Annotated in this window: 9 protein-coding genes and 2 pseudogenes; 8 read left to right on the forward strand and 3 right to left on the reverse strand. The window is 70.4% G+C overall.

Translation table 11 applies throughout. From position 1 onward, the window contains the following. Positions 1-41: 41 nt before the first annotated feature. From thrC to G4G29_RS04520, 7 genes and pseudogenes are all read left to right on the forward strand, one after another. Positions 42-1,443: pseudogene (thrC, locus tag G4G29_RS04490) on the forward strand (threonine synthase). Positions 1,444-1,657: 214 nt separating this feature from the next. Continuing rightward, positions 1,658-2,998: a cytosine permease gene (locus G4G29_RS04495; RefSeq protein ID WP_183151960.1), complete on the forward strand. Its 1,341-nt coding sequence runs from the start codon at positions 1,658-1,660 to the stop codon at positions 2,996-2,998. A 43-nt stretch (positions 2,999-3,041) separates the two neighbouring features. Continuing rightward, complete coding sequence (locus G4G29_RS04500; protein WP_183151961.1) at positions 3,042-4,589, forward strand: hydantoinase/oxoprolinase family protein; 1,548 nt, start codon at positions 3,042-3,044, stop codon at positions 4,587-4,589. Position 4,590: 1 nt separating this feature from the next. Continuing rightward, positions 4,591-5,691 carry a DUF917 domain-containing protein gene (locus G4G29_RS04505; RefSeq protein ID WP_183151962.1) on the forward strand — a complete coding sequence of 367 codons (1,101 nt, stop codon included), beginning with the start codon at positions 4,591-4,593 and terminating at the stop codon, positions 5,689-5,691. Further along, complete coding sequence (locus tag G4G29_RS04510) at positions 5,688-6,791, forward strand: DUF917 domain-containing protein (protein ID WP_183151963.1); 1,104 nt, start codon at positions 5,688-5,690, stop codon at positions 6,789-6,791. The genes G4G29_RS04505 and G4G29_RS04510 overlap by 4 nt, the downstream gene beginning before the upstream one ends. 89 nt (positions 6,792-6,880) lie before the next feature. Continuing rightward, entirely contained in the window at positions 6,881-7,828 is a 948-nt protein-coding gene (locus tag G4G29_RS04515) for a DUF917 family protein (RefSeq protein WP_244632388.1), read from the forward strand. Next, positions 7,825-9,336, forward strand: a complete 1,512-nt coding sequence (locus tag G4G29_RS04520) for a helix-turn-helix domain-containing protein (protein WP_183151964.1) — start codon at positions 7,825-7,827, stop codon at positions 9,334-9,336. The genes G4G29_RS04515 and G4G29_RS04520 overlap by 4 nt, the downstream gene beginning before the upstream one ends. 4 nt (positions 9,337-9,340) lie before the next feature. Here the strand turns inward: G4G29_RS04520 and G4G29_RS04525 are convergent, their stop codons facing one another. From G4G29_RS04525 to G4G29_RS04535, 3 genes and pseudogenes are all read right to left on the reverse strand, one after another. Next, on the reverse strand, positions 9,341-9,751 hold the full coding sequence (locus G4G29_RS04525; protein WP_183151965.1) for a VOC family protein: 411 nt from the start codon (positions 9,749-9,751) through the stop codon (positions 9,341-9,343). A gap of 94 nt (positions 9,752-9,845) precedes the next feature. After that, positions 9,846-10,112, reverse strand: coding sequence for a thioredoxin family protein (locus G4G29_RS04530; RefSeq protein ID WP_183151966.1), 267 nt, complete (start codon positions 10,110-10,112; stop codon positions 9,846-9,848). Between the two features lie 157 nt (positions 10,113-10,269). Then, a pseudogene (locus G4G29_RS04535) lies at positions 10,270-11,009 on the reverse strand (NAD(P)H-binding protein). A gap of 113 nt (positions 11,010-11,122) precedes the next feature. Between G4G29_RS04535 and G4G29_RS04540 the strand changes: the two are divergent. Then, complete coding sequence (locus G4G29_RS04540; RefSeq protein WP_244632389.1) at positions 11,123-12,457, forward strand: M20/M25/M40 family metallo-hydrolase; 1,335 nt, start codon at positions 11,123-11,125, stop codon at positions 12,455-12,457. Positions 12,458-12,510 lie beyond the last annotated feature (53 nt).

Below are 12,510 nucleotides of genomic sequence, written 5' to 3' on the forward strand. Positions count from 1 at the left end.
TGCGAGAATGGACGAGCCGAGTACCGAGCCGAGGAGCCACCGTGCCGTTCATCTCCACCCGCGGCGGCATGCAGCCGCAATCGTTCAGCGAGACGCTTCTGGAGGGCCTCGCGCCCGACGGCGGACTGGCGGTGCCGGAGGTCATGCCGACCGTCGACGGCGAGACGCTCGAGCGCTGGCGTGCGCTGACCTATCCGCAACTCGCGACCGAGGTGCTCGCACTGTTCGCCACCGACATCCCCGTGCCGACCTGGCGCGGATGACGGATGCCGCCTATGCCGACTTCCCCGATGGTGTCGTGCCGCTGCGCGCGATCGACGACGACCTGACCCTCGTCGGGCTCTCCGAGGGGCCGACACTGGCGTTCAAGGACATGGCGATGCAGTTCCTCGGGCAGGTGCTCGAGTACACGCTGGAGCGCAACGACGCGGTCCTCAACATCCTCGGAGCGACCTCGGGCGACACGGGTTCGGCCGCCGAGCACGCCCTGCGCGGCAAGGAGCGCGTCGCCGTGTTCATGCTGTCGCCGCAGGGTCGCATGAGCGCGTTCCAGCGTGCGCAGATGTTCTCGCTCGACGATGCGAACGTGCACAACATCGCCGTCGAGGGTGTGTTCGACGACTGCCAGAACCTCGTGAAGAAGCTCGCCGGAGACCTCGACTTCAAGCGTGCACAGCACCTGGGTGCGGTGAACTCGATCAACCTCGCCCGCATCACGGCGCAGACGGTCTACTACTTCTGGGCATGGCTGCGCGCGACCGATGCGGGTGGCTGGACCGAGCTGTCGTTCACGGTGCCCTCCGGCAACTTCGGCAACATCCTCTCCGGGTTCTTCGCGAAGCAGATGGGGCTGCCGATCCGTCGGCTCGTGCTCGCCGCGAACGAGAACAATGTGCTGGACGAGTTCTTCCGCACCGGCATCTACCGTCCGCGCAGCGCCGCCCAGACGCTCGCGACCTCGAGCCCCTCGATGGACATCTCCAAGGCGTCGAACCTCGAGCGGTTCATCTTCGAGCTGGTCGGCCGCGACCCCGCCCGCGTCGTGGGTGCCTGGGACGACCTCGAGGCACAGGGGTACTTCGACTTCTCCGCAGAGCGGGAGCGCTTCGTCGAGGAGTTCGGCATCGTGAGCGGCACCTCGACCCACGCCGACCGCCTCGCGACGATCCGCGCCGTGTACGAGGCCACGGGGAAGTCATCGACCCGCACACCGCCGACGGCGTGAAGGTCGCGCGCGAGTACGTCGAGCCCGGTGTGCCCATGCTCGTGCTCGAGACTGCGAAGCCCGAGAAGTTCGCCGAGACCATCCACGAGGCGATCGGCGTCGAGCTCGGCTACTCGCCGGAACTGCAGGCGATGCTCGACGCTCCGCAGCACGTGACCGAGATGGCGGACGACGCCGAGGCGCTCCGGGTGTTCATCGCCGCGAACGCCCTGCACTGATCCGCGCCGGGTCGAGATCCCGGTTCCCGCACAGACCCCTGACGCCCGCCGGCGACAGGGGGTCTCTGCGTCGGATCGAGCCTGCGAGGCGGCGCCTGGGATGTGCGACCTGCACACGGGCGGACGATCCTGGTGCGCAATGCACATTTCGAGGGAAGAACAGGCTGGCTACTGTGGCCACAACCCGTTACCCCCTCCTCCCCGAAGGATCCTCATGGCACGCACGGCGCACGCAGACGATTTCGCGCTCTCCCGAGTGACGCCCGAGGCTCGCAAGCCCTGGTTCGGAATCGCCGTTCAGCGATTCGGACAGGTCTCGGCCCTCTCGCAGTTCCTCCTCGGCGCGACCCTCGGTTACAGCATGACTTTCGGCGAGGCCGTCCTCGCCTTCCTGTTCGGCTCGCTCATCCTCGAGGTGATCATGTGCGTCGTCGGCTTCATCGGACAGCGCGAGGGCCTCAACACCGCCCTCCTGGCCCGATGGACCGGGTTCGGCGAGATCGGCGCCTCCCTGGTCGGCCTCGCGATCGGCATCAGCCTCATCGGATGGTTCGGCATCCAGTCCGCCATCTCCGCGCAGTCGCTCGACGCCCTGATGCCCGGTGCGCTGCCGGTCTGGGCGTGGAGCCTCATCTTCGGCCTCGCTGTCACCGCGATCGTGGCGTTCGGCTTCGTCGGCATGCAGTGGCTCGCGAACGTCACCGTCCCCCTGTTCCTGATCCTGGTGGGCTGGTCCGTGATCTCCGAGCTCACCCGGCACGACATCGGCGAGCTCCTCACCGGCCCGGCGCCGGGACCCACCATGAGCGTCTGGGCCGGAACCGGCATCGTCGCGGGTGGTCTCATCGTCGGCGCGATCATCACCGGCGACATGACCCGCTTCAACCGCTCGCGCGCCGACGTCATCAAGCAGACCGTCGTGGGTGTCTCGCTCGGCGAGTTCGTGATCGGCCTCGCCGGGGTGCTGCTCGCCCACGCGGCCGCCAGCGGTGACATCGTCGCGATCGTGACCTCCTCGGTCGGCTTCATCGGCCTGTTCATCGTGCTCACCGGCACGCTGAAGATCAACGACTGGAACCTGTACTCCTCGACCCTGGGCCTGGTGAACTTCATCTCCACCGCCTTCGGCAAGAACCTGCACCGCGTCACCACGACGATCGTGCTGGGCGTGGTCGGCTCCGTGCTCGCCGCGGTCGGCATCCTCGGGCAGTTCACCGAGTTCCTGATCGTGCTGAGCGTCGCGTTCCCGCCCATCGCCGGCATCATGGTCGCCGAATACTACGTCGTGCGCCGCTGGCGGCCCGAGCTCGACGCCACCCGCGAAGCCGGCACCCTGCCCGCCACGGCACCCCGCATCGTCCCGGCGACCATCGTCGTATGGCTCGTCTCCGCACTGGTCGGGTACTTCGTGACCTGGGGCATCCCGTCGCTGCTCAGCCTCTTCCTCTCCATGGCGCTCTACATCGTCGCGGGCAAGCTCGGCTGGGTGCGCGGCGTCGGCGTCGCGACCACCCGGCAGGCGAACCAGGCCGACAGCGCCCCCGCTGTGGTCTGAGCAGACCGCCCGGAACAGAACCACCTCCACGAAAGCGAGAATCATGCACATCGGCATCGACGTCGGCGGCACCAACACCGACGCCGTCCTCATGGACGGCACGCGCACCCTGGCCGGGGTGAAGCACTCGACGACGCCCGACGTCACGAGCGGCATCGTCCAGGCGATCGAGGATCTGCGCGTCGGGCACTCCTTCGAGGGCGCCGACATCGATGCCGTCATGATCGGCACGACGCACTTCATCAACGCGCTCGTGCAGGCGAGTCGACTCGCCCCCGTGGCGGCTCTCCGGCTCGGGCTCCCCGCCACGCGGGCGCTGCCGCCGCTGATCGACTGGCCCGAGGTGCTGGTCGAGGCCACGCAGGCGCGCAGCTACCTCGCGCACGGCGGCTACGAGTTCGACGGGCGTCCCATCTCGCCCCTCGACCCGGACGAGATCCGGGCGCACGCGGAGGACATGAAGGCGCACGGCATCCGCTCCGTCGCGATCTCCTCGGTCTTCAGCCCGGTCAACCACGACCTCGAGGTGCGGGCGGCCGAGATCGTCGCCGAGGTCCTGGGGGAGGACGCCGCGATCTCGCTCTCGCACGAGATCGGAAGGATCGGCCTGCTGGAGCGCGAGAACGCGACCATCATCAACGCTGCGCTGCGTGAACTCGCCTCCGAGATCGTCGACGGGCTGACTTCGGCCGTCCGCGCCCAGGGCATCGAGGCGCCGATCTTCCTCAGCCAGAACGACGGCACGCTCATGGACGAGGAGTACGTGCGCCGCTACCCGGTCGCCACCTTCGCGTCGGGTCCGACGAACTCGATGCGCGGGGCCGCGGCCACGAGCGGCCTCGACGACTGCGCCGTGATCGATGTCGGCGGCACCACGGCCGACATCGGGCTGCTCATCAACGGCTTCCCGCGGGAGACGGCGAACGAGGTGAAGGTCGCGGGCATCCGCACCAACTTCCGGATGCCCGACGTGCTCTCGCTGGGCATCGGCGGAGGCAGCATCGTCGACGAGGAGACCGCAGAGGTCGGACCCGCATCGGTCGGGTACAAGCTCACGACCGAGGCCCTCGTCTTCGGCGGTTCGACTCTCACCGCGACCGACATCGCCGTCGCGGCCGGACGTGCGCAGGTGGGAGACCCGAGCAGGGTCGCCCACCTCGACCCCGCGTTCGTGGAGCGCGTGCTCGCCCGCATCGCGGAGCGTGTCTCTGAGGCCGTCGACCGCATGCGCACGTCGCCCGATCCGATCGCCGTGGTCGCGGTGGGTGGCGGCTCGATCCTCCTGCCGGACGAGCTGCCTCTCTTCGGCACGGTGCACCGCCCGGAGAACTACGCGGTCGCGAACGCCATCGGCGCCTCGATCGCCCAGGTCGGCGGTGAGATCGACAAGGTGTACGCGATCGAACCAGGGCGCCGCGAGGAGACTCTCGCGGAAGTGCGCGGCGAGGCCGTCGACAAGGCCATCGCCGCGGGGGCCAAGCCGTCCACCGTGTCGATCATCGACTTCGACGAAGTGCCCATCCCGTACCTGCCGGGCAATGCCACGCGCATCCGCGTCAAGGCGGTCGGCGACCTCGACATGGGGGCGTGACATGAGCTGGACCATCACCCCCGCCCACATCGACGGACTCGCCCGCGGCGCCGCAGTGCTCGGCACCGGCGGCGGCGGCGACCCCTACATCGGCGCGCTCCTCGCCCGTCAGGCCCTGTCCGCCGGCGACGTCACCGTCGTGGCCCTCGACGAGGTACCGGACGACGCCCTCGTGCTGTTCGTCGCGATGATGGGCGCACCGACCGTCATGGTCGAGAAGCTGCCGAGCCTGGCCGAGGTCATCGAACCGGTCAAGGCGTTGGGCATCCACCTCGGCCGCCCCGTGACGCACATCGCCTGCGCCGAGGTCGGCGGCGTCAACTCCACCATTCCCATCGCCGCCGCGGCCGCGCTCGGACTCCCGCTCGTGGATGCGGACGGCATGGGCCGCGCGTTCCCCGAACTGCAGATGGTGCTGCCGACCCTGTACGGCGTGACCGCATCGCCCCTCGCGTTCAGCGACGAGAAGGGCAACACCGGCGTGCTGCAGACCGCCGACAACTCCTGGACGGAGCGCATCGCCCGGGTGGCCTGCGTCGAGATGGGCTGCTCCGTGATGATCTCCGGCTTCTCGATGACCGGTGCCGCTGCTCGTGAGTCGCTCGTCGCGGGGTCGCTGTCGCGCTGCATCGAGATCGGTCAGCGGATCGCCATCGCCCGCGACGAGAAGACCGACCCCGTCTCCGCCGTGGTCGAGCTGTTGGGCGGCCGGGAGCTGTTCGGCGGCAAGGTCGCCGACGTGAACCGGGCCACCACGACCGGCTTCGCCCGTGGTCGTGCGCGCATCGACGGGGACGGCGGCGCATCGCTGACCCTGCGGTTCCAGAACGAGCATCTCGTCGCCGAAGCCGACGGGGAGGTGCTCGCGACGACTCCCGACCTCATCATGGTGCTCGACGGCGAGTCGGGCGAGCCCGTCACCACGGAGGGGCTGCGGTACGGACAGCGGGTGCGCGTGATCGCGGCTCCGGCCGATGAGCGCTGGCACTCCGATGCGGCCCTCGCGATGGTCGGCCCCGGCTACTTCGGCTACGACATCCCGGCGCACCGGTTCGACGGCAGCGTCTCGGCCGGGAGCGCCGTGGAAGGGGCGGCGGCATGAGCTGGCAGCTCACCGCCGCCGATCTGCCCGACCTCGCGCGCGGCGCGACGCTGCTCGGCACCGGCGGGGGAGGAGACCCCTATATCGGCAAGATGCTCGTCGAGCGCGTGCTGGGTGACGGCAGCATCACGATCCTCGACCCGGATGACCTCGCAGACGACCTGTTCGTGATCCCCACGGCGCAGATGGGCGCGCCGACCGTGATGGTCGAGAAGATCCCTGCCGGTACGGAGCCCACCCTCGCCCTGCGCACGCTCGAGGAGCACCTCGGGCGGAAGGCGGATGCCACCATGCCCATCGAGTGCGGGGGGATCAACTCGATGATCCCCCTGATCGTGGCGGCGGAGACCGGACTGCCCGTCGTCGACGCCGATGGCATGGGGCGCGCCTTCCCCGAGCTCTCCATGGAGACCTTCGCCGTCTACGGTGTGCACGGCTCGCCGCTGGCGCTCGCCGGGGAGCGCGGAGAGCAGGTCGTGATCGACACCGGCGACGACGACCGGCAGATGGAATGGCTCGCCCGAGGCATCACGATCCGGCTCGGCGGCGTCGGCCACATCGCCGAGTATGCGATGAGCGGAGCGGATGTCCGTCGCACCGCCGTGCCGCGCACCATCTCGATGGCGCTGGCTCTCGGCCGGGCCATCCGGCTCGCGCGTGAGGGGCACCGCTCACCCTTCGACGCGATCGCCGAGACCCTGTCCACCACGCTCTACCCGCACCTTCGAGAGCTCTGCGTCGGCAAGGTCGTCGATGTGGAGCGCCGCACGACGGAGGGCTTCGCGAAGGGCAGGGCGGTCATCGCCCCGCTGGGCGCCGAGGAGGGCGCCGTGTTCGAGATCGCCTTCCAGAACGAGAACCTGATCGCGCGTCGATCCGGTGCGCTCGTCGCGATCGTGCCGGATCTGATCTGCGTGGTCGACCACGAGAAGGCCGAGCCGATCACCACGGAAGGACTGCGCTACGGACAACGGGTGCGGGTGCTCGGCATCTCCACGCCGGACATGATGCGCACGCCCGAGGCGCTCGCCGCGTTCGGTCCGTCGGCGTTCGGCCTCACGGAGGAGTTCGCCCCCGTCGAAGAGCTGGCCGCGCCATAGGCTGGTCTCCATGAAGCTGGCGCGCGACGACCTCGGGGCCCTCGCGCGCGGCTACGCGCTCCTCGGATCGGGCGGCGGGGTCGACCACCATGCTCGAACTGATGCTCGGCGCGTCCGACGAGTGGCCGATCGAGGTCGCCGACGCGTCCTCGCTCGACCCCTCGACGCCGTGTCTGGGCGTCGCCTTCGTCGGGTCCACCATGCTGCTGGGTGAACGGATGCCGGGAGCGGCGCCATTCGCCTCGCTTCTGGCAGCGGTCGAGCGGTGGCTGGGACACCCGGTGCCCGTGGTGTGCTCGCTGGAGGGCGGGGGGATGAACGGGCTCTCGCCGCTCACACTCGCCGGTACGCACACTGTCGTCGACGCGGACTGCACCGGCCGTGCCGTGCCCGGCCTCGACCAGATGTCGTTGTTCGTGGATCGTGTGCCGGGCCTCGTGTTCGCGTGCGAGACAGGTGCCGACGGGGTCGCGCTCGTGGAGGCCACCAGAGCGATCGACGCCGAACGCGTCGTGCGCTCCGCGATCGTGCAGGCCGGCGGGGTGGGCGGCGCCGTCCTCGCCGGGTTCACGGTCGGCGACCTCCACGAGCACGCCATGGAGGGCCATCTCGCGAGGGCGTTGCGGCTCGGTCGGTCGTTCCAGGCCGCGGCGACGGCTCCACTGTCCGGCCTGGCCGAGAAGCTCGGCGGGGAACTCCTCGCGGAGGGGCGGATCGTCTCGATCACGACGTCTCCCGCAGACCCGCATGTGAACGCGGTGGAGATCGCCGGGCGCAGCGGTGCGGTCCATCGGGTCATCACGCGGTCGGAGACGCTGGCGGTGCTGAGCGACGGCCTGCTCGTGGCGTCGGCACCGACCATCATCGTCGTCGTCGACGCCGTGTCACGGGAGATCCTGGAGGTCACGGATCTGGGTCTCGCGCGCCACGTCGCCGTCCTCGGACTGCCCGCCCCCGAGTGGTGGAACGCCAGAGCCGACCGCCTCGCCCGTGTGGTGCCCTCCGCGTACGGGCTCGAGGATCTGGACGTCGCATGAACGAGAGCCTGCCCCTGAGTGCGCTGCTGGCCGAGGGCGAGAACGGCGGAGTGCGTCATGTCGCCGGGCCGTCGATGAGCTGGGACGCGGTCTCGGTGGAGGCGACGGAGGCGGATCTGCCCGACGACGGCGACGGCCGCCTCGCGATCCTCACCGGCAGCGCGCCGTCGACGACGTGGCAGCAGGACGCGATGCTGCGCCGCGTGCGGGATCGCGGCTACACGGGGCTCGCTCTGCCCGGGGCGGCGGGGATCGACGCGGGTTCGTTCCGGCTCGCCGACCGCATCGGACTCTGCCTCCTCGACGTCGCGCGCCCCGTTCAGCTGGCGAGGGCCTGCTGGATGCTCATCGAGGCACGCGATGCGCTGACACTCAACCGGGTGCGGAAGATCGCACAGTCCTTCGAGTACGCCGCCGACGACCTCGGCGACCTCTTGGGGCACCTCGCCGCGAACCTGGGCATCGGCGTGGCTCTCATCGACGCCGCGGGAGTGCTGCGGGAGGCGGGGGCGCATCTGGACACCGCGCTGCACGCCGCGATCCGCTTCGACTCCTGGATCGATGGCGCCAGAGCCGGCGAATCCGCGGCAGCCTCCGTGCGCGTCGACAGCCCGGGGCGCACCGGACTGCGGCTGGTGCTGTTCGGACGAGGACTCGGCGAGTCGCAGCTGCAGTCCCTCTCGGTCGCCGCCGAGGTCGCGATGCCGGCGGTCGCCGCACGGATCCTGATCGACGAGATCGCTGCGGTCAACGATGTCGCCGCGTCGTCGGGCCTGCTCAGGGACTTCGTCGATCTGCGCGGAGCCGCCGACGCCGACGTCGAACGACGCATGGTGGAGCGGGGCTGGCGCACCGACGGTCACCACATCGGGTTCCGGATGGTGGCGCGCGGACGGGTCGATCCGTTCTCGCTCCTGCGGTCGATCAGCGCGGGTCTGAGTGCGATCGATGCCGAAGCGCACGCCACCACGGCGGGGCGCGGCATCAGCGGCTGGCTGTCGTTCCCGGAGGCCCCGGGGCCCGACCGGGTCGAACGCTCGGTGGCCGCTCTGCGCGAGCTGCACCTCAGCGCGTTGCGCGACTTCGCCGTCGCGACCGGCGTCGGCTCGCTGCAGAGCGGCTCGGAGGGTCTGGCGGGCACGCTCGACGAGGCAGGCGACGCCGCACGGATCGCCGCCGCGAGGTCGGCCACCGGATGGTTCGTGCGAGTCGACAGCCTCGGGCTCGAACAGCTCCTGCTCGCCTGGACGGGGAACGACACCTTCGTCCCGGCGGCGCAATCCCTCCTCGCGCCCCTGCGGGAGGGCGGAGGCGAACTGCTCACGACGCTCTCGTCCTACCTCGACCACGAATCGGGCATCGCCGCGACCGCGGCCGCGCTCGGCCTGCACCGCAACACCGTGGCCGTGCGGATCCGCCGCGTGCAGGAGCTGCTCGGCATCGACATGAGCGATCCGGAGGCGCGGCTCGCGCTGCACCTGGCGTGCCGGGCCGTGCTGCCCGGCTGAGCGGTCACTCCGGGTCGCCGTGCAGCATCCAGGCGATGCCGAAACGGTCGACGAGCATCCCGAACGTGCCACCCCACGGCGGGGTGTCCAGCGGCATCGTGATCGTGGCACCCTCCGACAGGCGATCCCAGACCTCCTGGGTGCGCGCCTGCGTGTTCCCGCTCAGCGACACCGAGATCCCCTGGGGCTTCTCGTACGTCATGCCATCGGGGGTGTCGGACGCCATCAGCACGAGGCCGTCCGGCGTGTTCAGCTGCGCGTGCATGATGAGCTCGTTCTGACTCGGGTCCTGCACCATGTCGGGGAAGTCCCCGAACACGCTGAGGTCGAGGTCGCCGCCCAGCACGCTCTGGTAGAACTCCATCGCCTGGCGGGCTTCCGTGCGGAACGAGAGGTACGGGTTGAGAGCGGGCATGAGGATCTCCAAGTCGAACGGAAGGTGTCACGGCCGGCACCGTTGACGCTCAGTCTGCGCCGCGTTCGGCCGCCTCGCAAGGGGGCCCGTCCCGTCACTCCGGGAGGGCGCGCACGGCCGCGGTGAGCACCTGCGGCACCGTCGGAACGCCCTCGGCGCGGAAGACCTCCGTGCCGGATGCGTCGCGGATGATCACGGTGGGCGTGAAGCGGATGTCGAGCTCCTCCGCGAGATCGGGCTCGTGCGCGATGTCGATCTCCGAGACCACCGCATCCGGGAGGTAGCGCGCCGCGTCGCCGAGCACGGCTCTCGTCCGCGCACAGGCGCCGCAGAACGAGGAGGACACGAGTGTCAGCTCCATGCGGTCTCCTCCCGGCTCACGCGATCTGCCCTTTCGGGTGCAACCGCCGATCGGTGCCACCTGTTCCCGCCGCCGGCACCCCGCTCCGGTCGTCTTCGGCACGGCGCGAGGCTATCCCGTCCCCGCGGACGCTCTGCCGTCGCCGCGGTCGGGCGACTCACTGTGCGGCGAGCCACTCCTCGAAGGTCTGCCGACCGAGGTCCGCGTCCCGGCCGGGGAGCGCCTTCCCCGATCGCATGCCCGACATCTGGGGTCCCGGCACGCTGACGGCCGGGACCCAGCCCTGGTATCCGGTGTGGCGTGCGAAGGCGCGCACCATGTCGGCGAGCTGCTCCTCGCGCGGTCCGGCGAGGTCGCGCACCCGTCCCTGCGCATCGCCGGCAGCGAGTTGTGCCAAGCGTTCTCCGACCTCGCCGGCGGCCACGGGCTGCGTGCGCGCTCGGGGTGCGATGTGCAGGGGCCGAGCTTCGCGCGCGCGAACATCTGCGCCGCGAACTCGTGGAACTGCGTCGCCCGCAGGATCGTCCACGGCACCGTCGCCGCCTGCACGAGCTTCTCCTGGGCGAGCTTGCCCGCGTAGTAGTCGTACGGGATCCGATCGATGCCGACGATCGACAGCAGCACGACGTGCCCGACACCCGCCTCCGCCGCCGTGGTGATCAGATTGCCCGTCGCGGCGGTGAAGAACTCGATGGCGGTGCTCGCCTTCAGCGTCTCGATGCTCGCGACGTCGATCACCGCGTCCGTGCCCTCCAGCGCCGCCGCGAGACCGCGGCCGGTCACCAGGTCGACGCCGTGCGAGCGGCTGAGCACGACCGGGTCGTGGCCATCTGCGCGCACGGCCTCGACCGTGCGGCGTCCGACGACCCCGGTTCCTCCTGCGACGGCGATCCTCATGTGCATGCTCCTTCGTCCCGACACATCCTCCTCCTTCTTCGTGCGCGCGGACGGGCGACGTGACGGAGCGGCCTCTCTCCTGCAGACGCCCCGCCCTCGCTACGATGACGACTGTGACCCCCACGACCGTGCGCCCCGGCATCGCCGAGCGTCTTTCGCAGATGATCCGGATCCCGACGGTCTCCGCGGAGCTCGATCAGCGCGGCTCCGCGCCGTTCGAGGAGTTCGTCGCACTGATCGCCGAGCTCTATCCCCTCGTGCACGAGAGGCTCACCCTCGAACGCCACACCGCATTCGGTCTGCTCTTCCACTGGCCCGGCTCCGGCGCTTCCGACGGAGGGCCCGTGGTGCTGATGGCCCACTACGACGTCGTCCCGGTCGACGAGAGCGATGCCTGGACCCATCCGCCGTTCGCCGGGGTGGTCGCGGACGGCTCGGTGTACGGTCGCGGTGCCCTGGATGACAAGGGACCGCTGATCGTCGTGCTCGAAGCGGTCGAGAACCTCCTGGCAGACGGATTCGTGCCCACCCGCGACGTGTACCTCTCGTTCGGCGGCAACGAGGAGACCTACGGGAAGGCCGCAGAGGAGATCGCGCGGGTGCTGCACGACCGCGGCATCGTGCCGTGGCTGGTCGTCGACGAGGGCGGCGCGGTCGTGGATGCGCCGCTTCCGTTCGTGCCGGGCCGCGCCGCGATGATCGGCGTGGGCGAGAAGGGCGTCATGACGGTGCGGCTCTCGGCCCGCGGTGAGGGCGGCCACGCCTCCGCTCCGCCGTCGCTCACCGCAGTCCGTCGCATCGCCAGAGCCGTCGACCGGCTCGGACCGACGACGTTCCGCCCGCGGGCATCGAACGCGGTCCTGCGGATGCTGTCCCAGCTCGCGGCGCAGACGACGGGACCTGCGCGACACCTGCTCCGGCTCCTGGCCTCGGCGCGGCCGCTGACGTCGCAGGTGTTCGCCGCGCTCGGCGGCGAACCCGCGGCGCTGGTGCGCACGACGGTCGCGCCGACGATGCAGTCCGGCGGAACCGCGGCGAACGTGCTGCCCTCGCAGGCGACCGCCACCGTGAATCTGCGCATCGCGCTGGGCGAGACGACGCAGCAGGCCGTGTACCGCCTGCGACGCCGGATCCGCGACCCCCTCGTGCGGGTCGAGGTCGTCGAGGCGAGTGAGCCGTCGCCCGAGTCGTCGACCGACAACGTCCAGTTCGCGCTGCTCGCGGCGGCACTGGAGGTCTCCCATCCCGGTGTCCCTGCCGTGCCGTACGTCATGATGGCGGCCACCGACTCGCGCCATTTCCATCGCTTCGCGCCGGCCGTCTACCGCTTCGCTCCGCTGGACATGTCCAACGCGCAGCGCGCCTCGATCCACGGCGTCGACGAGAGCGTCGAGATCGCGGCCCTGGAGCGGGGGAGCGGTTCCATCGCACGCTCCTCGAACGGCTAGGGTGATCTCACCCGCCTCCCGCCGCCCGCCGGAGGACCCGCACGAGAAGCAGG

The organism is Microbacterium sp. Se63.02b, from assembly GCF_014171575.1.
GTDB lineage: Bacteria > Actinomycetota > Actinomycetes > Actinomycetales > Microbacteriaceae > Microbacterium.